Raw genomic sequence first — 19406 nt, forward strand, 5'->3', positions numbered from 1 at the left:
CGCCGTCGGGATCGGCCATCGCTGGAAAAACCGCCGGACGATCCGGCCTGTGGGCGGTCGAGCCGCGTGCGAAAAGCCGGTGGTTTTAGGCCGGCGGGCGGCCACCCTCGATCGTGAACCCGGAGCGCGTCGTCGACGAGTTTCCCGCCCCGAGCTTTCGCGGCAACCAGGAGCGGGCGCTCCGCGACATCCGGGACGCCTTCGCCGCCGGCAACGACGTCGTGCTGGTCCGCGCGCCGACCGGCAGCGGCAAGTCGCTCCTCGCGCGCGCCGTCGCCGGGGCCGCGCGGGGCGTGGACGAGGTCGAGCCGAAGCAGGCGACGGACGCCTACTACACGACGCCGCAGGTGTCGCAGCTCGACGACGTCGCCGGCGACGACCTGCTCTCGGATCTCAAGGTCATCCGCGGCAAGCGCAACTACTCGTGCATCCTCCCCGGCGAGCACGACACGCCGGTGAACCGCGCCCCCTGCGCCCGACAGAAGGGCTTCGACTGCTCCGTGATGCACCGCTGTCCGTACTTCTCCGATCGGGCGATCGCGTCGGGGAGCGGGATCGCCGCGATGACGCTCGCGTACTTCATGCAGACCGCCGGGTCGGAGGTGTTCAGAACGCGCGACGTGGTCGTCATCGACGAGGCCCACGGGCTCGCCGAGTGGGCGGAGATGTACGCGACCATCGATCTGAACCCGCGGACGGTGCCCGTCTGGGACGAGATCGGGGTCCCCGACCTCGCGGCGGCCGACGACCCCGTCGAACGCGCGATCCGCTTCGCCGAGACGCTCGCCGGCGTCTGCTCCCGAGAGAAGGACGACCTCCTCTCGAAACCCGAACTCGCGCCCGAGGAGGCGGCCCGTCGGGACCGCCTGCAGGAACTCATATCGGAGCTCTCGTGGTTCGTCGACGACTACCGCGACCCCGAGAGTCCGACGACGTGGGTCGTCGATCAGGCCGACGGCATCACGATCAAACCGCTGAACCCCGAGCGCTACCTCCACCACACGGTCTGGGACCGCGGCAACGCGTTCGCCCTCCTCTCGGCGACGATCCTCAACAAGGAGGCGTTCTGCCGGCAGGTCGGCCTGAACCCCGAAAACGTCGCGCTCGTCGACGTCGGCCACACCTTCCCCCTCGAAAACCGCCCCCTCTACGACGTGACGCGCGGGAAGATGACGTACGACCACCGCGACGAGACGCTCCCGAAGATCGCCCGACTGCTCGTCCGCCTCATGGCGAAACACCCGGACGAAAAGGGGCTCGTCCACGCCCACTCGTACGCGATCCAGGAACGACTCGCGGACCTGCTCGTGGACTTCGGGATCGGCGAGCGGGTGCGGGCGCACGGCCGGGACGAGCGCGACGCCGAACTGGAGGCGTGGAAGGCGAGTTCGGATCCGGAGTTGTTCCTCTCCGTGAAGATGGAGGAGGCGCTCGACCTGAAGGGCGACCTCGCCCGCTGGCAGGTGATCTGCAAGGCGCCGTACCTGAACACCGGCGATTCGCGCGTGGCGCGACGGCTGGAGGAGGGACAGTGGGCGTGGTACCACCGCGCCGCGCTGCGGACGGTCATCCAGGCGTGCGGCCGCGTGGTCCGGGCTCCCGACGACTACGGCGCGACGTACCTCGCCGATTCGAGCCTCCTCGACCTCTTCGAGCGGGCCCGCGGCGACATGCCGGACTGGTTCCGCGAGGGGGTCGACGCGATGGACGCGCCGTCGCTCCCGGCGTTCGACCCGAGCGCGGCGCTCGGCGAGGTGTCGAGCGGTCGATGCGGCGGGCGCGGACGGTCGAACCGGCGGGACGCCGCGCCGCGACCCACGCGATCCAGCGCGGAGCAGCGGAAGAATCACCCCCTCTCGGACGTGTGGGGCGACGGCTAGAGGAAGGCGCTCGCGCTGTAGACGATCGACGAGCCGATCATGAGCGCGACGAGGACGATCGCGAGCCACTGTTGGCGGTCCATGTGCCCCCGCTCGGCCCGAATCGGTTTAATTCATCCGCCTCGCCGACCGCGGATTGGCAAATATTGCTCGATCGGTCGCGATCACCGCCGTGTATAACACGATTTTTGACGATGTTAACCAGACGTTCCATTCCTGTGCTTACTATTGGTCATTAGTTCTATTTTATCCTCTCCCAACGGATGTTGTGGCACTCTATCTCACGATAGCTTTACATGCTTTGTTTCTGTAGGTGATATCGAAGCCAGATGCACACCCACGCCCTCACTCAGGCCCTGACGCTGTACCAGAGCGGAACGCTCACGTTCAGCCAGGCGGCCGCCCGCGCCGGACGCTCAGAGGCGGAGTTCGCCAAAACGCTCCGGCGGTACGGCGTCTCGGTCCGCCCGGAGCCGGTTTCGGTCGACGCCGGTCGGCGTCGAGTCGGCGCAGACTGACGCACCCGTCGTCCGGTCCGATCCCTCGCCGCCTCAGCAGAAGTTCTGCGTCGCGTACACCGTCGTTCGTCCGCCCTCGATCGTCACCGCGACGCCGATTCCCTCGTTCTCCCAGTACGGCCTGAGGAGGTTCTCCCGGTGGCCCGGCGAGTTCATCCACCCGTCGACGATGGACGCGGCGAGTTCCGATTCGGTCTCGTAGTACTCGGTCGACGTACCGTTCGAAACGGGTTCCCGGTAGTAGTTCTTCGCGAGGTTCTCGCCCCCGGTCGCGTACCGGAGCCCGGACACGTGGACCCGACACCGGTATCCGAAGCGGTCGTACCGGTCCTCGACCGTCTCGCCCTCGGGCGAGCTGTGCGCGAAGTACCCGCGCTCGGCCATGTCCGCCGAGTGGTACCGCGCGACCTCGCGAATCTCCGGGTCGAACGCCAGCGGATCGAGGCCGCGGGCCTCGCGCCGGTCGTTGACCTCGGCGTGGATCGCGTACTCGACCGCCGTGCGGTTGACGCCGTGCTGGACGTCCCCGCCGGTCGCGTTCGATCCGGCCGCCGGCTCGTCCTCCGAGTCGTCCGCGCCCGGCAACCCGGCGTCGAGCGGATCGCCGACGATGGGTGCGAGCTGCGGGGCGACGAGCGCCGCGCCGACGACGAGGGCGACGATCAGGACGAGGCGGACGACCGTCCGAACGACGCCGAACGTCGTCCGTATCCCGCTGCGGGCGTCTTCCCCCTCGAACCCGCCGCGGCGGTCGTCGACCTCGGAGCGAAACCGCTCGCGCGACGCGCGTTCGACCATCAGGTATCGATCCGTATTTCTCCCCCACCGACCTAATTATGCGCCGCCTACGCCGTTACTCGTCGCCCTCGTCGACCCCGTCTCTCTCGTCGCCGGCGTCGTCGGGGAGGACGTGCAGCCCGGCGCGGCTCTTGAGCACTGGCACCGTCTCCGCGTCGGGATCGAAGAAGTCGGGCCGCGGGATCGTCTTCGCCTCGAACGTCTCCGGGTCGAGCACCTGTACGGCGCGTTCGTCCTCGACCGTCACGACGGTCGTCTCTTCTGCGTCCGCGGCGTCGCCGAGCCGCCGCGCGTCCGGCGAGTCGCCCTCCTCGAAGCTCGACTCGTACCGCTCGCCGGTGGCGAGGCGGACGCCCTTCAGGTTCCCGCGGGCGCTTCGGACGAGCACCGGCCCCTCGCCGTCCTCGGGGTCGATGACGTCACCGCCCGTAAAGCGCGGGAGCCGTGCGACGTACGTGACCCGGTACACCTCGTTGCCGTCGCCGTCCTCCGTGACGAGCGTCGGGTGGGTGTCCACGTCCCCGCCGAGTTCTCGGACGATCCGATTTGCGACCGTCCGTCCGAGCTGGTTGGTCGAAAGTTTGATGTCCGCGCCGTCGGTCGTCTCCTTCGCCTCCGTGACGAACGCGTCGCGGTCGCCGGCCGCCTCTCGATCCGCGACGAGGCCCTCGGCGATCTCGATCGCGCGCCGCCGTTCGTCGAGCGTCGGCGTCCGCTCGTCGGCGCGGACCTGCACGATTCCGGCGTAGTAGCCGCCGGCGATGCGCCCGCAGCGCTGGCACGTTCCCCGGGAGATCTTCACCGGCACGACCGCCGTCTCTTCGAGGGGCGTCCCGCGGACGACGCCCGAGAAGTGACAGTGCATCCGGATCGTGTTCTCGTCGACCTGCTCGGGCTCGACGGCCCAGCTCACGTCCTCGGCCCGGACGTGGACGCCGAGCGCCTCGGACACCGACTCGACGGCGACGTCGGTGTAGTCGCGCGCGCCGACGTCGACCCAGCGGTTCCCCCGGTGGACCGCGCCGCAGCCGGAACAGACGAGCACCTCGACGCGCTCGGGCGCGTCCACGAGGTCGAAGTCCTCGAAGTAGCAGGCGTCGCAGAGAACCTCGTCGCGCTCGCGCGGCGACCCGGGCAGCGGCTCCGCTCGCTCCGGCACCGGGTTCCCGCAGCGTGGGCAGAACTCGCGAGATTCGGTCATCGACCTCGCTATGCCGCTGCGACGGTTAAGTCCCCCGCCACGCCCCCCGCTCGATCCGGCCCGCAGCGGGGCGGAGAACGATCGCGCTCGTCCGGCGGGCGGAGAGCGCTCACTCCCGATCGAGGTATTCGAGCGCCTCCGCGTCCGACACCTGCGAGAAGTCGCGGTAGTACGCGCCGACCGCGCCGAAGCGCGCCGGCGTCTCCAGACAGACGACCTCGTCCGCCTCGTCGCGAAGCCCCTCGGCCGCGTCGGCCGGCGCGACCGGAACCGCGAGCACCGTCCGCGCAGCGTCCGCTTTTCGGATCTGTCGAAGGCAGGCGATGGCCGTCGCGCCCGTCGCGAGGCCGTCGTCGACGAGGACGACGCGCTCGCCCGCGAGGTCCGGGAGCGCCTCGCCGCCGCGGTACTGCTCGACCTTGCGGCGCGCCGCTTCGGCCTCCTTCTCGCGCGCGTCCTCGACGTAGGACGACCGGACGCCGAGGTGTTCGACGAGGTCGTCGTTGAGCCAGACGCTGACGTCGCCGGCGACGGCTCCGATCGCCAGCTCCGGGTTGTGCGGCGCGCCGAGCTTCGACGCGACGACGACGTCCAGCGGCGCGCCGAGCCGGTCCGCGACGGCGCGCCCGACGGGGAGCCCGCCGCGCGGGATCGCGAGCACGACGTCGGCGTCGACGCCCTCTTCGACGAGGCGGTCCCCCAGCCGCCCCCCCGCGTCGGTCCTGTTTTCGAACATACCGAAAGTACCACCGCGACGGTGTTAAGGACTAACGAACGTCGGTGAACTGTCACGTCCACCAGCGAACACACTCGTCGCCGATCGGTCGCGAACTCACTCGTCGAGGAGCGCGGGCGGGTCGACCGCCTCGTCGGCGGCCTCGCGCCACGAGTGCGCGGGCTCCCACCCGAGCAGCCGCTCCGCCTTCGCCGTCGCGAGCGCGGACTCGTCGCCCTCGACGCGACACGCGTCGGGAACGTCCCCGAAGAATTCCTCGACGATCCCTGCGGTCGGCCGGTCGAGGTAGTTCTCCGCCGCGGCCGCGTGGAACGGCTCGTGGCCCGTGAAGTCGGCGTCGAGCGCGGCGTCTACGATCCCCGCGACGTCGCGCACGTCCACGTAGGACCAGAAGTTGCCCGCCCCGGCCGCGAGGTCGCCGAGCACCCCGTCGCTCCGGCACCCGTACTCGCCGGGGTGTTGGATCCACGACGGGCGGATCGAGGCGACGGGGACGCCGTACCGGCGGGTCACCATCTTCGCGATCTCCTCGCCGACGACCTTCGACGTCCCGTACGGGTCCTCCGGGCGCATCGGGTGGTCCTCCGCGATCGGCAGCTCGTCCGGCAGCGTCTTCTCGCGCGCGAACGGGAAGCCGTAGGCGCTCTCGCTGGACGCCCAGACGACCCGGGCGTCCGCGCGGCCCGCGGCGACGAGCGCGTTGTACGTCGCGAGGGCGTTCGTCTCGAAGACGCGCCCGCCTGGGTGCCGCGTCGGCGCGGGAATCGCGGCCCAGTGGACGACCGCGTCCGGGTCGAGGTCGGCCACGAGGTCGAAGGTCTGCCCTCGGTCCGCGAGGTCGACGGCGCGGAAGTCGATCCGGTCGCGCTCCGGAACTTCGAATCCCGGCTGGTCGAGGTCGGCGCAGACCACGTCGTGCGACGCGGCGAGTCGATCCACGATCCAGCGTCCGGAGCGACCGAGGCCGCCGGTGACGAGCACGGTGTCCATGGCTCGCCTGACGGACGGTCGGGGCAAAAGGGTGCCCCCTTTCTACCGCGGAGCGTACCGTTATACCGCTTCATCCCCTCGGTCCGGCTACCTTCACGGGAGAGACACCACAGTGAGCGAGGACGATTCCATTTCGGAGAACGACGTACGAGAGGCGGTCGACCGCTCGCGGAGCGGCGCGCCGGCCGCGGGAAAGGCGATCAGGGACCGATTTTCCTCCGACGAGATCTTCCAGCGCGTCGTCGCCGCGGCCGACGAGGAGATCACGGCCGGAACGCGCGAGCTGTTCTTCAGCGGGCTCGCGGCCGGTTTCGCGATCACGCTGACGTTCTTCCTGCACGCGGCCGTGACGGCCGCGACGGGCGACGAGACGGGCCTCGTCGGCGGGCTCCTGTACCCGCTGGGGTTCATCTACATCATCCTCGGCGGGTACCAGCTGTACACGGAGAACACGCTCCCGCCGGTCGCGCTGGTATTGGAACGCATCGCGAGCGTCCCGTCGCTGCTCCGCATCTGGGGCATCGTGTTGCTCGCGAACGTCCTCGGAGCGGCCGTCGGCGCGTTCGTGCTGGCGAACACGGGCGTTCTCTCGCCGGAGGGGATCGCGGTCGCGACCTCGTTCGGCACCGAGGGGCTCGAAACCGACTGGTGGGACCTCTTCTTCAAGGCCATCTTCGCCGGGTTGATCGTCGCCGGCGTGGTGTGGCTCGACTACGCCGCGCGCGATACGGTGTCGCGCTTCCTGCTCGTGTACCTGGCGTTCCTCACCATCCCCACCGGCGGACTCTACCACGTGGTCGTCTCCGTCTGCGACATGTTCTTCCTCGTCTTCCGGGGCGAACTCGCCCTCGTCACGGGCCTCTGGGAGTTCTTCCTCCCGGTGTTCCTCGGCAACACCCTCGGCGGGGTCGTGCTGGTGACGCTCGTGAACTACGGGCAGACGAGCCAGCGCCGGTTCGAGACGGGCCCGGACGTCGACGAAGCCTCGCAGCCGCAGCTGAGCGCCAGAGAGTGGCTGCTCGGCGACTTCGCGGGCCGCTCCTACGTGCCGCCCTCCGGCGAGCGCGAGGCGAGACAGCGGTGACCGCCGACTCGTGCAGCCGCGCGATCGGCGATCGAATCGACGCGACGTCGGTGACTCCCCCCTCGTCGTGACCGTCTGCCGTCGATAGAGTTTATGCCGCTGAGACGGTAGATTGGAACATGCAATGGAAACCGGACTGGGGACTCCGCGGGCGCATGGCGCTCACGATGTTCCTGTTGTTCGCCCTCTACGTCGTGTTCGTGGGCGCGCTCCTGCGAACCGGGTACGCGACGTTCCTCCCGCTCATGATCGTGTTCCTCCTCGCGCAGTTCTTCTTCAGCGACAAGCTCGCCCTCTACAGCATGGGCGCGAAGAAGGTCAGCGAGGAGGAGTACCCCGAGCTCCACGCGATGATCGGACGGCTCTCCCAGCAGGCTGACCTGCCGAAGCCGACGGTCGCGGTCGCCGACACGCGCGTCCCGAACGCGTTCGCCACGGGTCGCTCGCAGAAGAACTCGGCCGTCGCGGTGACGACGGGGCTGCTGCGGACGCTCGACCGCGACGAACTCGAAGGCGTGCTCGCGCACGAGCTCGCGCACGTGAAGAACCGCGACGTGATGGTGATGACGATCGCGTCGTTCCTCTCGACGATCGCCTTCATGATCGTCCGCTGGGGCTGGTGGTTCGGCGGCGGCCGCGACCGACAGGGCGCGCCCGTCATCGTCGCGATCTTCGCGTCGCTCGTCGTGTGGATCGTCTCGTTCCTCCTCATCCGCGCGCTGTCGCGCTACCGCGAGTTCGCGGCCGACCGCGGCGGGGCGGTCATCACGGGGAAGCCGGGCGCGCTCGCCTCGGCGCTCCTCACCATCGACGGGACGATGGATCGGGTGCCGAAGCGCGACATGCGCGAGCAGGCCGAGATGAACGCGTTCTTCATCATCCCGATCAAGAGCGGGTTCATCGGGAAGATCGCCAGCACCCACCCCTCGACCGAGAAGCGCGTCGAGCGGCTCCGCCAGCTCGAACGCGAGATGGAGACGGCCTGAGCGTCGATGGGCCTCTTCGACTCCATCCGCTCCGCGCTCGGCATGAGCGCGGAAGCGGACGCTACGCGGAAGGCCGACCCCGAGGACCTCTTCGGGATGAGCACCGCCTACCTGACGATGGAGGCGGATCTCGGCTACGACCCGGGCGGCGCGGCCGCGCTCTGTTTCTCGTCGGTCGACAGCACCGACTTCGCCGCCACCCTCGACGAGGTGGAGGCCATCCTCGAAGCCGGCGAGGAGGAGACCGGGACGACGTTCCGGCGAAACGAGGACTCCCACGGCTACCAGTGGGTCGTGCTGGAGGACTCCGACCCCGAGGACCTCCTCACGAGCGTCCACTTCGCGGCCGACGAGTTCGTCGAACAGGGGTACGGTTCGAGGCTGCTCGCCGCCGTCTTCGCCTTCGAGAAGGGCGACGCCCGCGCCTACTGGATCTACTCGTTCCGCCGCGGGGCCTACTACCCCTTCGTGCCGAAGGGCGGCCACGAGCGCGATCAGCGCGCGGAGTTCAAACTCCAGTCCGTCCTCGACGGCGAACTCGCGATCGAGGGGGACGAAGGGTACTGGTACCCCCTGTGGCCCGACCGGTCCGGCGGCCACCCGTGGGAGTGACCCCGCCACCCCTCCCCCGATTCGCCGTCCGTTCCGATCGAACCGGGTGCGCCGCCGCAGCGATCTCTCCTCTCGCTTAACGTTCACGAACGCTTTCCAGTCTCCCCCCGCGCTGTCGTCCATTTTCACTTCCACCACGCTGTTAACGAGGGTTTATGTACCGAGGGGCACAAGCCCGAGGTACATGGCAGACGACGATCTCGAAAACCTCCCCGGCGTCGGTCCCGCGACCGCGGACAAACTCGTCGAAGCGGGCTTCGACAGCTACCAGAGCATCGCGGTCGCCAGCCCCTCGGAGCTCTCGAACACGGCGGACATCGGCGAGAGCACGTCCGGCGACATCATCCGCGCCGCCCGGAAGGCCGCGGACATCGGCGGCTTCGAGACCGGCGCGGCGGTGCTCCAGCGCCGCGAGACGATCGGCAAGCTGAGCTGGCAGATCGACGAAGTGGACGACCTGCTCGGCGGCGGGCTCGAAACGCAGTCGATCACCGAGGTGTACGGCGAGTTCGGGGCGGGCAAGTCGCAGGTCACCCACCAGATGGCCGTGAACGTGCAGCTTCCGCGGGAGTACGGCGGCCTGCGCGGAAGCTGCATCTTCATCGACAGCGAGGACACCTTCCGGCCCGAGCGGATCGACGACATGGTCCGCGGTCTCGACGACGAGATCATCCAGGCGACCATGGACGACCGCGAGATCGAGGGCTCCCCCGGCGACGAGGACGCGATGGAGGAACTCCTCGCCGACGTCCTCGACAGGATCCACGTGGCAAAGGCGTTCAACTCGAACCACCAGATCCTCCTCGCCGAGAAGGCGAAGGAACTGGCCGGCAAGCACGAAGAGAGCGAGTGGCCGGTTCGGCTGCTCTGCGTGGACTCGCTCACGGCGCACTTCCGCGCGGAGTACGTCGGCCGGGGCAACCTCGCCGAGCGCCAGCAGAAGCTCAACAAGCACCTCCACGACCTGATGCGCATCGGCGACCTGTACAACACCGCGATCCTCGTGACCAACCAGGTCGCGTCGAACCCCGACTCGTACTTCGGCGACCCGACCCAGCCCATCGGCGGGAACATCCTCGGCCACACCTCGACGTTCCGCATCTACCTCCGCAAGTCCAAGGGCGACAAGCGGATCGTCCGGCTCGTCGACGCGCCGAACCTCGCCGACGGCGAGGCGGTCATGCGCGTGCAGGGTGCCGGTCTGAAGCCCGAATAGGACCGTTTTCCCTCGTCGGGTGTCTTCGCGTCCGACCCGGTCGACGAAGTGGCAACGAACTCTCCGCGCTTCCGCGGGATGCTCCTCCCCGACGACACGTCGGCGGAAAAACGCGAAGAGGTGGCCGAGGAGCTCGATCGGCGCATCCGCGAGCGCCGCGACCGTAACTACGGCGAGGCGTGACCGTGGCGACGTACACGGCCGACGCGGTCGCCCTCCTCGTCTATCTCGTCGACGCACTCCCGCGAGGGGCCGATCGCGCGTTCGCCGAGGCCGAAGCCGGGGAGACGGTCATCCAAGCGCCGGCCACGGTTCTCGCCGAAGTTCTCTACTCGGTTTCGCGGGACAAGGACCTCTGCGGAGTCACGCTGACCGGTACGCCGGCGGCCGCCCGACGGGCGCTCGTCGCTGACGGCCCCGTTTCGCTGACGCCCGTCGGCGACGAGGAACTCGCCGAACTCGCCGGTATCGTCCACGAATTCAGCATTCACGACGCGTTCGTCGTCGCCAGCCACCGGGCGCGAGGAACGGACGCGATCATCACGACCGACGGCGCCGTTCGGGGCGCCGGCGTCGAAACCGTCTGGGAGTGAGAACGGCTCGCAGACGGTTTCTCTTACAGGGTATCACGTTTATCGCTCACGACGATCGGGGTCGTCATCTCGGCACAAGGGGTTCAGGCGTCTCCGGCGGCTTCGCGTTCGACTCGATCGACGAAGTCGGCGACGAACTCTCGGCGTTCCTCCGCGAGACGGCGACCCTCGCCCGTGTACATCCGCTCCGGCAGCGAGAGGATCTTCTTGCGGAGGTGATTCGTTTGCGTGCGTCCCGCGGGCGAATCGTCGACCGAGACCGGGGTCTCTGGATCGTAAATCGGCTGACCGAGTTCGCCGCCGTAGCAGAAACACCGGGCGAGTCCGACCGCGCCGAGGGCGTCGAGGTTGTCCGCGTCGCACAGCAGTTCGGCCTCGATGCTCGCGGGCTCGACCTCGTTCGAGTAGCGGTGGCTGTGAATACACTGCTGCACGTGGGCGATCGCACCGTCGCTCACCCCGAGATCTTCGAGAATGCTCTCCGCCTCGGCTGCACCCCACCCGGCGTGATCGTCGATCTCTCCGCGATCCTCGCGTCGGGAGAAATCAGAGAAGAGAGCGGTCAGAGGTCGTCTTCGGTCGTCGTCTCCTCGATCTCGATCTCGCCTTCGTAGATCATCGCGCCGTCCTGGGCCACCTTCTCCGCGAGCACGGCGCACTTGATCCGCATCGGGCTGATGTCGACGCCGAGCATGTCGATCACGTCGTCGCGGTCCATCTCCTTCAGCTCCGACAGCGTCGTGCCCGGCAGGCGCTGGGAGAGCATGCTGGCGCTGGCCTGGCTGATCGCGCATCCGTCCCCGGAGAAGGCGACGAAGTCGATGGTTTCGTCGTCGTCTTCGAGGCGCACGTCGATCCGGATCGTGTCGCCGCAGGAGGGGTTCTCGCCGACGTGCGTGAACGTCGCGTCCTCCAGCTCCCCGTAGTTCCGGGGGTTCTTGTAGTGATCCAGAATCTGCTGTCGGTACATGTCCGAGCCCATACCCATAGTTGAATCCCGCTAGGCGAGTGCGCTGTAAAAGGATTCCGGGGAGGTGAGCGGTGCAACGTTCCCGGTTCGCGCAGCCCCGCCGACGAGCCTCACACTCGCGCGACCGGCTCACAGCGTCGCCAGCCGGCCGCCGAGGTCCTCCAGCCCGACCGTCGCCGCATCGGTCGACGCGTCCGCTCCGGTCCGCGCCTCCTTGAATCCGCTGCCGGTCGCTACGAGCACTACGTCCTCGTCGTCGGCGAGTTCTCCCACCTCGGACAGCTTTCGCGCCGCCGCCAGCGTCGTCGCGGACGACGTCTCGACGCAAAAGCCCGCCTCGCGGGCGAATCGCTCCTTCGCCGTCACGATCTCCTCGTCCGTCACGGCCGCGACCGCGCCACCCGTCTCCCGCGCGGCGGCGAGCGCCCGTCGACCGCTCGGCGGATCGGCGTTGGCGATGGAGTACGCGACCGTCTTCCCCGCGTCGACGGGCTCGACTCCCTCTGCGCCCGCCTCGAACGCGTCGGCGATCGGCGCGCACGCGGCGGCCTGCGCGAAGTAGAGGCGCGGCACCCGAGCTATCGCTCCGGCGGCGGCGAGTTCGCGGACCGCCTTCCAGATCGCGCTCGCGTGGCCGCCGCTGCTCACCGGCGCGACGATCGCGTCGGGCGCGTCCGGGGCGAACACCTCGCAGATCTCCAGCGCCGTGGTCTTCTGCCCCTCGACGCGGAGCGGCGCGTCGGAGTTGAGAAACGCGACGCCACGCTCCTCGCCGAGTCGGAGCGACTCCTCGTAGAGCCGACCGTAGTCGCCCTCGACGCGGAGGACGGTCGGGCCGTACTGCGCGATGACGCCGAGGCGCTCCGGCGGGATGTCGTCCGGGACGAGCACGACGCAATCCAGCCCGGCGCTCGCGGCGTGCGCGGCTGTGCTCATCGCCATGTTCCCGTGCGAGACGGTACCGACGGTTTCCGTCCCCGACGACAGCGCGCGAGCGACGCCGAGCGCGCTCCCTCGGTCTTTGAAACTCCCCGTCGGGTTCTCGCCCTCGTCTTTCACGTGGACGCGGACGCCGGCGTACTCGTCGAGGCCCCGCGTCCTGACGAGCGGCGTGCCGCCCGCCGCGTCGGCGACGCCGCCGGGCGACGAATCGGGCAGTAGCGCCGCGTACCGCCACACGCCCGGCGCGTCGACCGTCGAGTTCCAGTCGAAACCATGGGGGTCGGTCTCCACCCACAGGCTTTCGCCGCACTCACAGCGGTAGCTAGCGCGGGCGGTCGCGTCGCAGGCGTCGCACGCGAGTTCGAGGGTCATCGGCTGATCACAAGACGTCGCGGGGCGGACAAGTAGCCGACGGAACCGGCGGTCGGGGGCGGGCTATCGGAACGGCTGACGGGGGCGACTACTCGAACGGCGTTCGGGAGTCGCTACCCGAACAGCGCCCGGGCGTCGTCGACGGCGTCGATCAGCGCGTCGATCTCCTCGCGCTCGTTGTAGATGTAGAACGACGCCCGCGTCGAGGCCGCGACGCCGAGCTTGTCGTGCAGCGGCTGGGTGCAGTGGTCGCCGGCGCGGATGGCGACGCCGTGGTCGTTGAGGATGCTGGAGAGGTCGTGGGCGTGGACGCCGTCGAGGTTGAACGCGACGAGGCCGCCGCGGTCGTCGCCCGGCGGGCCGTAGATCTCCACGTCGTCGTACTCCGCGAGGCGGTCGTAGGCGTACTCGGCCAACAGTTCCTCGTGCTTCCGGACGTTCTCCATGCCGATCTCGTCGAGGTAGTCGACGGCGGCGCGGAGGCCGACGCCCTGCGCGATCGGCGGCGTGCCGGCCTCGAACTTCCACGGGAGGTCCTCCCACGTCGACTCCTCGTAGGTGACCTTCCGGATCATCTCGCCGCCGTAGAGGTACGGCCCCATCGCTTCGAGTATGTGCCGTTTCGCGTAGAGCACGCCGATTCCGGTCGGTCCGCACATCTTGTGCCCCGAGAAGGCGTAGAAGTCGGCGTCGAGCGCCTCCACGTCGACCGGTCGCGTCGGCACCGCCTGCGCCCCGTCGACGAAGATGAACGCGCCGGCGTCGTGGGCCACGTCCGCGAGTTCGGCGACGGGGTTCACGGTTCCGAGGGTGTTCGAGATGTGGACCGCGCTCACGAGCCTCGTCGACTCGTCGATCAGCTCCCGCGCGTGGTCCATGTCCAGGCGTCCCTCGTCGTCGACGCGGACGTACCGTACCTCCGCGCCGGTCCGCTTGCCGATCTGCTGCCACGTCACGAGCGACGCGTGGTGCTCCATCTCGGTGAGGACGACGCGGTCGCCCGGCCCGAGTTCCGAGAGGCCCCAGGCGTAGGCGACGAGGTTCATCGCCTCGGTGGTGTTCTTCGTGAAGACGATCTCCTCGCGGCCGCCGGACGCGCCGACGAACTCCGCCACCCGATCGTGGGCCTCCTCGTAGGCCACGGAGGCTTCCTGGCTCAGGTGGTGGATGCCGCGGTGGACGTTTGAGTTGTAGCCGTAGTAGTAGTCGACGATGGCGTCGACGACCTGCGTCGGCGTCTGGCTCGTCGCCGCGTTGTCGAGGTACACGAGCGGCGTCGAGTGGTCGGGGCCTTCGCCCGGCGCGGTGACGTCGCCGCCGACCTTCCGTCCGAGGATGGGGAAGTCCTCGCGGATCGACTCGACGTCGAGCGGGTACTGCTCCTGCGTACTCATTACCGGCTAGCAGGGACTCTACCATCAACATCCCTTCGGTCCGCCGGTGGCGGAGAAACCGAAACCGGTTACGAACGCGGCGGTCATCGCCGCAGCGGGCGGACGGCCGTCGCCGCGGATCGAACGATCAACGCATCCACAGCAACTGCGCGTGTCGCGTCTCGCCGACGTCGAGCACCGTCTCCTCGTCGATGATGCCCGCCTCGACCGCGACGCCGACGGCTCGTTCGCCGACGATGTTCGCCACCGTCGCCCGAGTGAGGCTGTCGACGACCGCTTCGGCGTCAGCCTCGTCGGCCTCCTCACCGCCGTAGAACTCCTCGGTGACGGTGAGCGTCACCGCGCCGTTCTCGTACGTCTCACCGAGACACTCGGGGTCGCAGACGGAGACGAGAAGCCCCTCGGGCGTCTGTCGCTCGCGGACCAACATCGGTCAGTACTCCTCGACGAGCCGCTGTTCCGCCTCCTCGCGCAACTCGTCGGCCCGTTCCTGCGCCCGTTCGGCCGCCTCGTCCTCGCCGAGTTCCTCCAGCGCGATGGCCTTCTCCTCCAGCACCTCGGCGTCGCGCATGCCGAGGCGGATGGCGTTGTCGAAGGCGGCGACCGCGTCCTCGTGTAACCCGCGCTCGGAGAGGAGGAATCCGCGGTTGTACCACGCCTGCGCGAACCGCGGGTCGATCTCGACCGCGCGCTCGGCGTGTTCGAGCGCCTGCTCAGTGTAGCCGGACTCCCAGAGCGCGTACGCGAGGTTGGTCTCCGCCGTGGCGGCGTGCTCCGAGTCGTCGTCGATGCGGAGCGCCTCCCGATACGCGCCGATGGCCTCGTCGTACTCCTCCAGTTCGGCGTGGGCGACGCCCTTGTTGACCCACGCCTCCTGCGCGTCGAGGCTGTCCTCCTCGGCGAAGCGAGCCGCGCGTTCGAACGTCTCGGTGGCCTCCTCGAAGCGGTGGATCTGCATGTAGGCGAGCCCCACTTCGACGAGCCCGTGCACGTCCACGTCGTCGCGCGCCACGTTCCGCCGGTCGAGAACGTCGGTCAGGACGTGCGAGTCGACCGGATCGACCTTCGTCGGATCGACCTTGAGTTCGGGCGGGTCCAGCGAGAACTCGTCGTACGCATCGTCGAAGCCCTGCCCCTCCGAGTAGCGATGCGGTCGATCGTCGTCTTTTTCGGTCATGTCGCCGCTTTGGCGGCCGTCGCGGTTAAGGGCTGCGTCACCGGCCTCGAAGCGAAACTATCATTTCTCTTACCTCCGTTCGCGGAAACCCGATGCAGACGACCGTCTCGCTCGTCCGCCACGCTCACGCGTCGTACGTTCCGGACCTCGAAGCGACGCGGGAACTGTCCGAGCGCGGCCACCGGGACGCGGTTCGCGTCGCCGAGCGGCTCCGCGGCGCGGTCGACGCCGTCGTCTCCAGCCCCTCCGTGCGGGCCGTCCAGACCGTCGAGCCGCTCGCCGATGCGCTGGAAACTCCCATCGTCGTCGATTCGGACTTCAAGGAGCGACGGCTCGCCGGCCGCCACGTCGACGAGTTCGCGGACGCGACCGGGAGGCTATGGAACGACTTCGACGCGTCGTTACCCGGCGGCGAATCGAATCGAGAGGCACAACGCCGCGGAACCGCGGCGCTGGACCGCCTTCTCGATCGGTACGCGGATCGACACGTCGCCGTCGGCACGCACGGAACGCTCCTGACGCTCGTTCTGAACGCCTACGACGACGAGTATGGCGAAACGTTTCGGAGGAGCCTCTCGGTGCCCGACGTGTACCGCCTGACGTTCGAGGGCTCGGAACTGGTCGGCGTCGAGCGCGCTTGGGAAGCGCGGTGATGATCGACGATGGGGCGAGCACGTTCACTTTCGCCCATCTCCGGAAGTGATCGGAGAGCGCCGAATTCCACGTTCATCGACCCGCTAACGCGAACGTCGGGGACGGTGATTTCACTTCCACCCCGCTGTTGACGACGGTTTATCTCCGTCCGGCGAGTAGCGTTGACATGGCAGCAACGGCTGACCTCGAAAGCCTCCCCGGCGTCGGTCCGGCGACCGCGGAGAAGCTCGCGGAGGCGGGCTACGACTCGTACAGGGGATTGGCGGTCGCCAGTCCGGGCGAACTCTCCACCGCCGCCGACGTCGGCGAACGTAGCGCGGCGGAGATCATCCGCGCGGCTCGCAAGGCGGCTGATGTCGGCGGCTTCGAGACGGGCACGGCGATCCTCCGTCGGCGCGAGACGGTCGGCAAGCTACGGTGGGGCGTCCCAGCCGTGGACGAGATGCTCGGCGGCGGCGTCGAAACCGGTTCGATCACCGAGGTGTACGGGCAGTTCGGCGTCGGCAAGTCGCAGGTCACGCACCAACTCGCGGTGAACGTGCAACTCCCGCCGAAGCACGGCGGCCTCGGCGGAAGGGCGGTGTTCGTCGATGGCGAGGACACCTTCCGACCCGAGCGAATCGACGACATGGTCCGCGGTTTGAGCGAAGAGGTCCTCGCGGGCGAGTTCGACCGCCGCGGGATCGACGGGTCGCCGGACGACGAGGGGGCGATGGAGGACCTCGTGGGCGATTTCCTCGATACGATCCACGTGGCAAAGGCGTTCAACTCGAACCACCAGATCCTCCTCGCCGAGAAGGCCAAGGAACTCGCCGGCGAGTACGAGGGAACCGAGCGTCCAGTCCGGCTGCTCTGCGTGGACTCGCTCACGGCGCACTTCCGCGCGGAGTACGTCGGTCGCGGGACGCTTGCCGAGCGCCAGCAGAAGCTCAACAAGCACCTCCACGACCTCCTCCGGATCGCCGCCCTGCACAACGCGGCCGTCGTCGTCACGAACCAGGTCCAGAGCAATCCCGACTCGTACTTCGGCGACCCGACCCGTCCCGTCGGCGGGCACATTCTCGGCCACGCGTCGAGCTTCCGCCTCTACCTGCGGAACTCGAAGGGCACGAAGCGGATCGTCCGACTCGTGGACGCGCCGAACCTCCCCGACGGCGAGGCGGTCATGCGCGTCGAAGGCGCTGGACTCGTCGCCGAATAAGGATTCGAGGCGTCGGTTGCGGACAGACGGCACCCTCGGCGGAGCGCGAAGGGACGTGCCGTGCTGTCGCGGATCCCGTCGCGTCGAATCGTCAACGCACGGGGGGTCTGCCTCGTTCTGGTATATAAACTCTCGGCGGCGGACCCGGAAGATTAACCGCCCCGTCGTCCGATACCCCGCCATGCGTCTGTTCTTGAGCATCGACCTCCCCGACGCCGTCGCGTCGGCGCTCGTCGACGTGCAGGATCGCCTGCGCGACGCCGACGGGCTCCGGTTCGTCGATCCGGGTCGGGCCCACGTCACGCTGAAGTTCCTCGGCGACGCGTCGGAGGGGCGCGTTCCCGCGATCGAGGCGGCGGTCGAGCGGGCGATCGACGACGCCGGCGTCGGGCCGTTCGAGGCGACGATCGGCGGTCTCGGCGTCTTCCCGAACGAGGAGTACATAAGCGTCGTCTGGGCCGGGATCGAGGAGGGGGCCGACGAGATGACCCGGCTCCACGAGGCGATCGAGCGCGAGACGACCGCCGTCGGGTTCGACGCCGAACCCCACGACTTCACGCCGCACGTCACGATCGCGCGGATGGACGACGCCCGCGGGAAGGACCTCGTCCGGCGCGTGGTCCGCGAGGGGGGGCCGACGCTCGAAACGTTCCGGGTCGAGGAGATCCGGCTGAAGGAGAGCGTCCTCGCGTCTGACGGTCCCGAGTACTCGACGGTCGCGCGGTTCGGGTTGTGAATCTCGGAGCATCGATCCGTTTTCGACGTCCGTTTTGGCGACCGCGCGTCGGGCGACGAGCGACGCGAAGCGAGTACCCTCCGACGAATCGTCCGACGAGACGTGCGATTCCCCGATTCGGCTCCGACGCGAAGGAACAAGATTTTATGCCGCGCAGGGGAAGTCCCTGCTACTATGGGCAAGAAATCGAAGGCCAAGAAGAAACGGCTGGCGAAGCTCGAACGCCAGAACAGCCGCGTCCCCGCGTGGGTCATGCTCAAGACCGACATGCAGGTCACGCGAAACCCCAAGCGCCGTAGCTGGCGGCGCAGCGACACCGACGAGTGATGAGCGCGAACGATTTCGAGGAGCGCGTCGTCACCGTCCCGCTCCGCGGCGTCAAGAGCGAACCGATCCAAAAGCGCGCCGACAAGGCGATGAAGCTCATCCGCGAGCACCTCGCGAAGCACTTCAAGGTGGACGAGGGCGACGTCCGACTCGACCCCTCGCTCAACGAGGCGGTCTGGTCGCGGAGCCGGCGTAAACCCCCGCGGAAGCTCCGGGTCCGCGCCGCGCGCTTCGACGAGGAAGGCGACGTCGTCGTCGAGGCCGAACCGGCCGAGTAACGGTGCTCCGCGCCTCTTTCGCCGGATCGTCGTACGTCGGGGTCTTCGCCCGCGCCACCGACGACGTCCTCCTCGTTCGGCCCGACGCCGACGACGAACTCGTCGCCGACATGGCCGACGAACTCGCCGTTGACGCGCTGCCGATCACGGTCGACGGCTCGGGGACCGTCGGCGCGCTCGCGACCGGCAACGAGAACGGCATCCTCGTCTCCAGTCGAACGACCGACCGCGAACGGGACGCCATCGGCGACGCCGTCGGCCTGCCGGTGGTCGAACTCCCCGGCCGTATCAACGCGGCGGGGAACGTCGTTCTCGCCAACGACTACGGCGCGTGGGTTCACCCCGAACTGAGCGACGAGGCCGTCGAGGCGGTCGAAACCGCGCTCTCGGTGCCGGTCGAGCGGGGCGAACTCGGCGGCGTCCGGACCGTCGGAACCGCCGCCGTCGTCACGAACGACGGCGCGCTCTGTCATCCGAAGTCCCGAGAGCCGGAGTTGCAGGCGCTGGAGGCGCATCTCGACGTTCGAGCCGACATCGGCACGATCAACTACGGCGGGCCGCTCGTCGGTTCGGGGCTCGTCGCCAACGGAGCCGGCTACGTCGTCGGCGCGGATACGACCGGCCCGGAACTCGGTCGAATCGAGGACGCCCTCGGGTACCTCGAGTAGCGCGGCGTCCTCTCCGAGTAGGAAGATACTTCCCCCTCGCTGCCGCACGTCCTCTCATGAGTCAGCGCATTAG

Annotated in this window: 22 protein-coding genes and 2 pseudogenes; 14 read left to right on the forward strand and 10 right to left on the reverse strand. The window is 68.7% G+C overall.

Annotation, left to right across the window (positions count from 1 at the left end; all coding sequences use genetic code 11):
* Window positions 1-113: 113 nt before the first annotated feature.
* The gene (locus C3L37_RS08560; protein ID WP_129114196.1) at window positions 114-1880 is read left to right on the forward strand and encodes a helicase C-terminal domain-containing protein; all 1767 of its coding nucleotides are present in this window, start codon (window positions 114-116) and stop codon (window positions 1878-1880) included.
* A gap of 329 nt (window positions 1881-2209) precedes the next feature.
* Window positions 2210-2398 carry a DUF7317 family protein gene (locus C3L37_RS08565; RefSeq protein ID WP_129114197.1) on the forward strand — a complete coding sequence of 63 codons (189 nt, stop codon included), beginning with the start codon at window positions 2210-2212 and terminating at the stop codon, window positions 2396-2398.
* A gap of 33 nt (window positions 2399-2431) precedes the next feature.
* On the opposite strand, the gene C3L37_RS08570 is transcribed toward C3L37_RS08565, so the two are convergent.
* The 4 genes from C3L37_RS08570 to C3L37_RS08585 all read right to left on the reverse strand — a co-directional run bounded on the left by C3L37_RS08570 (window position 2432) and on the right by C3L37_RS08585 (window position 6123).
* On the reverse strand, window positions 2432-3196 hold the full coding sequence (locus C3L37_RS08570) for a CAP domain-containing protein (RefSeq protein ID WP_129114198.1): 765 nt from the start codon (window positions 3194-3196) through the stop codon (window positions 2432-2434).
* 55 nt (window positions 3197-3251) lie between these two features.
* Entirely contained in the window at window positions 3252-4397 is a 1146-nt protein-coding gene (locus tag C3L37_RS08575) for a 60S ribosomal export protein NMD3 (protein WP_129114199.1), read from the reverse strand.
* Between the two features lie 109 nt (window positions 4398-4506).
* On the reverse strand, window positions 4507-5133 hold the full coding sequence (locus C3L37_RS08580; RefSeq protein WP_129114200.1) for a phosphoribosyltransferase: 627 nt from the start codon (window positions 5131-5133) through the stop codon (window positions 4507-4509).
* Between the two features lie 96 nt (window positions 5134-5229).
* Window positions 5230-6123, reverse strand: a complete 894-nt coding sequence (locus C3L37_RS08585) for an NAD-dependent epimerase/dehydratase family protein (RefSeq protein WP_129114201.1) — start codon at window positions 6121-6123, stop codon at window positions 5230-5232.
* A 112-nt stretch (window positions 6124-6235) separates the two neighbouring features.
* Here C3L37_RS08585 and C3L37_RS08590 point away from each other — a divergent pair.
* The 6 genes and pseudogenes from C3L37_RS08590 to C3L37_RS08615 form a co-directional block, all read left to right on the forward strand.
* Window positions 6236-7174 (forward strand): annotated as a pseudogene (locus tag C3L37_RS08590) (formate/nitrite transporter family protein); the annotation flags it as partial.
* Between the two features lie 152 nt (window positions 7175-7326).
* Entirely contained in the window at window positions 7327-8193 is an 867-nt protein-coding gene (gene htpX, locus C3L37_RS08595) for a zinc metalloprotease HtpX (RefSeq protein ID WP_129114203.1), read from the forward strand.
* 6 nt (window positions 8194-8199) lie between these two features.
* A complete protein-coding gene (pspAB, locus tag C3L37_RS08600) occupies window positions 8200-8805 on the forward strand; it encodes a PspA-associated protein PspAB (protein ID WP_129114204.1) in 606 nt (201 codons plus the stop codon).
* A gap of 184 nt (window positions 8806-8989) precedes the next feature.
* Window positions 8990-10021 (forward strand): DNA repair and recombination protein RadA, encoded by a 1032-nt coding sequence (gene radA / locus C3L37_RS08605; RefSeq protein WP_129114205.1) that lies wholly within the window; start codon window positions 8990-8992, stop codon window positions 10019-10021.
* A 48-nt stretch (window positions 10022-10069) separates the two neighbouring features.
* Window positions 10070-10204 carry a hypothetical protein gene (locus tag C3L37_RS25280; RefSeq protein WP_267195308.1) on the forward strand — a complete coding sequence of 45 codons (135 nt, stop codon included), beginning with the start codon at window positions 10070-10072 and terminating at the stop codon, window positions 10202-10204.
* A gap of 2 nt (window positions 10205-10206) precedes the next feature.
* The gene (locus tag C3L37_RS08615) at window positions 10207-10614 is read left to right on the forward strand and encodes a hypothetical protein (RefSeq protein ID WP_129114206.1); all 408 of its coding nucleotides are present in this window, start codon (window positions 10207-10209) and stop codon (window positions 10612-10614) included.
* 83 nt (window positions 10615-10697) lie between these two features.
* Here C3L37_RS08615 and C3L37_RS08620 read toward each other — a convergent pair whose 3' ends face one another.
* From C3L37_RS08620 to C3L37_RS08645, 6 genes and pseudogenes are all read right to left on the reverse strand, one after another.
* Window positions 10698-11072, reverse strand: coding sequence for an HD domain-containing protein (locus tag C3L37_RS08620; RefSeq protein WP_228546183.1), 375 nt, complete (start codon window positions 11070-11072; stop codon window positions 10698-10700).
* 104 nt (window positions 11073-11176) lie between these two features.
* The gene (gene sufU, locus C3L37_RS08625) at window positions 11177-11602 is read right to left on the reverse strand and encodes a Fe-S cluster assembly sulfur transfer protein SufU (RefSeq protein WP_129114207.1); all 426 of its coding nucleotides are present in this window, start codon (window positions 11600-11602) and stop codon (window positions 11177-11179) included.
* Between the two features lie 111 nt (window positions 11603-11713).
* The gene (thrC, locus tag C3L37_RS08630; protein ID WP_129114208.1) at window positions 11714-12898 is read right to left on the reverse strand and encodes a threonine synthase; all 1185 of its coding nucleotides are present in this window, start codon (window positions 12896-12898) and stop codon (window positions 11714-11716) included.
* Window positions 12899-13011: 113 nt separating this feature from the next.
* Window positions 13012-14292 carry a bifunctional cysteine desulfurase/selenocysteine lyase SufS gene (gene sufS / locus C3L37_RS08635; RefSeq protein ID WP_129114209.1) on the reverse strand — a complete coding sequence of 427 codons (1281 nt, stop codon included), beginning with the start codon at window positions 14290-14292 and terminating at the stop codon, window positions 13012-13014.
* Between the two features lie 127 nt (window positions 14293-14419).
* Window positions 14420-14722 (reverse strand): DUF424 domain-containing protein, encoded by a 303-nt coding sequence (locus C3L37_RS08640; protein WP_129114210.1) that lies wholly within the window; start codon window positions 14720-14722, stop codon window positions 14420-14422.
* Window positions 14723-14731: 9 nt separating this feature from the next.
* Window positions 14732-15469, reverse strand: a pseudogene (locus C3L37_RS08645) (tetratricopeptide repeat protein); the annotation flags it as partial.
* A gap of 92 nt (window positions 15470-15561) precedes the next feature.
* On the opposite strand from C3L37_RS08645, the gene C3L37_RS08650 reads away from it, so the two are divergent.
* The 6 genes from C3L37_RS08650 to C3L37_RS08675 all read left to right on the forward strand — a co-directional run bounded on the left by C3L37_RS08650 (window position 15562) and on the right by C3L37_RS08675 (window position 19333).
* The gene (locus C3L37_RS08650; protein WP_129114212.1) at window positions 15562-16122 is read left to right on the forward strand and encodes a histidine phosphatase family protein; all 561 of its coding nucleotides are present in this window, start codon (window positions 15562-15564) and stop codon (window positions 16120-16122) included.
* Between the two features lie 167 nt (window positions 16123-16289).
* Entirely contained in the window at window positions 16290-17324 is a 1035-nt protein-coding gene (gene radA, locus C3L37_RS08655; RefSeq protein WP_129114213.1) for a DNA repair and recombination protein RadA, read from the forward strand.
* Window positions 17325-17505: 181 nt separating this feature from the next.
* Window positions 17506-18060, forward strand: coding sequence for an RNA 2',3'-cyclic phosphodiesterase (thpR, locus tag C3L37_RS08660; protein ID WP_129114214.1), 555 nt, complete (start codon window positions 17506-17508; stop codon window positions 18058-18060).
* Between the two features lie 174 nt (window positions 18061-18234).
* Window positions 18235-18387, forward strand: coding sequence for a 50S ribosomal protein L39e (locus C3L37_RS08665; protein ID WP_101295108.1), 153 nt, complete (start codon window positions 18235-18237; stop codon window positions 18385-18387).
* Window positions 18387-18665 (forward strand): 50S ribosomal protein L31e, encoded by a 279-nt coding sequence (locus C3L37_RS08670; RefSeq protein WP_129114215.1) that lies wholly within the window; start codon window positions 18387-18389, stop codon window positions 18663-18665. Before C3L37_RS08665 ends, C3L37_RS08670 begins: the two co-directional genes overlap by 1 nt.
* A 2-nt stretch (window positions 18666-18667) precedes the next feature.
* A complete protein-coding gene (locus C3L37_RS08675) occupies window positions 18668-19333 on the forward strand; it encodes a translation initiation factor IF-6 (protein WP_129114216.1) in 666 nt (221 codons plus the stop codon).
* Window positions 19334-19406 lie beyond the last annotated feature (73 nt).

It is taken from the genome of Halegenticoccus tardaugens, from assembly GCF_004116405.1.
Taxonomy (GTDB): Archaea; Halobacteriota; Halobacteria; order Halobacteriales; family Haloferacaceae; genus Halegenticoccus; species Halegenticoccus tardaugens.

Excerpts from the sequence above, each read along its gene's own strand:
- C3L37_RS08565 (WP_129114197.1), top strand. The coding sequence starts at position 2,210 with ATGCACACCCACGCCCTCACTCAGGCCCTGACGCTGTACCAGAGCGGA.
- C3L37_RS08570 (WP_129114198.1), bottom strand. The coding sequence starts at position 3,196 with ATGGTCGAACGCGCGTCGCGCGAGCGGTTTCGCTCCGAGGTCGACGAC.
- C3L37_RS08575 (WP_129114199.1), bottom strand. The coding sequence starts at position 4,397 with ATGACCGAATCTCGCGAGTTCTGCCCACGCTGCGGGAACCCGGTGCCG.
- C3L37_RS08580 (WP_129114200.1), bottom strand. The coding sequence starts at position 5,133 with ATGTTCGAAAACAGGACCGACGCGGGGGGGCGGCTGGGGGACCGCCTC.
- C3L37_RS08585 (WP_129114201.1), bottom strand. The coding sequence starts at position 6,123 with ATGGACACCGTGCTCGTCACCGGCGGCCTCGGTCGCTCCGGACGCTGG.
- htpX (WP_129114203.1), top strand. The coding sequence starts at position 7,327 with ATGCAATGGAAACCGGACTGGGGACTCCGCGGGCGCATGGCGCTCACG.
- pspAB (WP_129114204.1), top strand. The coding sequence starts at position 8,200 with ATGGGCCTCTTCGACTCCATCCGCTCCGCGCTCGGCATGAGCGCGGAA.
- radA (WP_129114205.1), top strand. The coding sequence starts at position 8,990 with ATGGCAGACGACGATCTCGAAAACCTCCCCGGCGTCGGTCCCGCGACC.
- sufU (WP_129114207.1), bottom strand. The coding sequence starts at position 11,602 with ATGGGTATGGGCTCGGACATGTACCGACAGCAGATTCTGGATCACTAC.
- thrC (WP_129114208.1), bottom strand. The coding sequence starts at position 12,898 with ATGACCCTCGAACTCGCGTGCGACGCCTGCGACGCGACCGCCCGCGCT.
- sufS (WP_129114209.1), bottom strand. The coding sequence starts at position 14,292 with ATGAGTACGCAGGAGCAGTACCCGCTCGACGTCGAGTCGATCCGCGAG.
- C3L37_RS08640 (WP_129114210.1), bottom strand. The coding sequence starts at position 14,722 with ATGTTGGTCCGCGAGCGACAGACGCCCGAGGGGCTTCTCGTCTCCGTC.
- C3L37_RS08650 (WP_129114212.1), top strand. The coding sequence starts at position 15,562 with ATGCAGACGACCGTCTCGCTCGTCCGCCACGCTCACGCGTCGTACGTT.
- radA (WP_129114213.1), top strand. The coding sequence starts at position 16,290 with ATGGCAGCAACGGCTGACCTCGAAAGCCTCCCCGGCGTCGGTCCGGCG.
- thpR (WP_129114214.1), top strand. The coding sequence starts at position 17,506 with ATGCGTCTGTTCTTGAGCATCGACCTCCCCGACGCCGTCGCGTCGGCG.
- C3L37_RS08665 (WP_101295108.1), top strand. The coding sequence starts at position 18,235 with ATGGGCAAGAAATCGAAGGCCAAGAAGAAACGGCTGGCGAAGCTCGAA.
- C3L37_RS08670 (WP_129114215.1), top strand. The coding sequence starts at position 18,387 with ATGAGCGCGAACGATTTCGAGGAGCGCGTCGTCACCGTCCCGCTCCGC.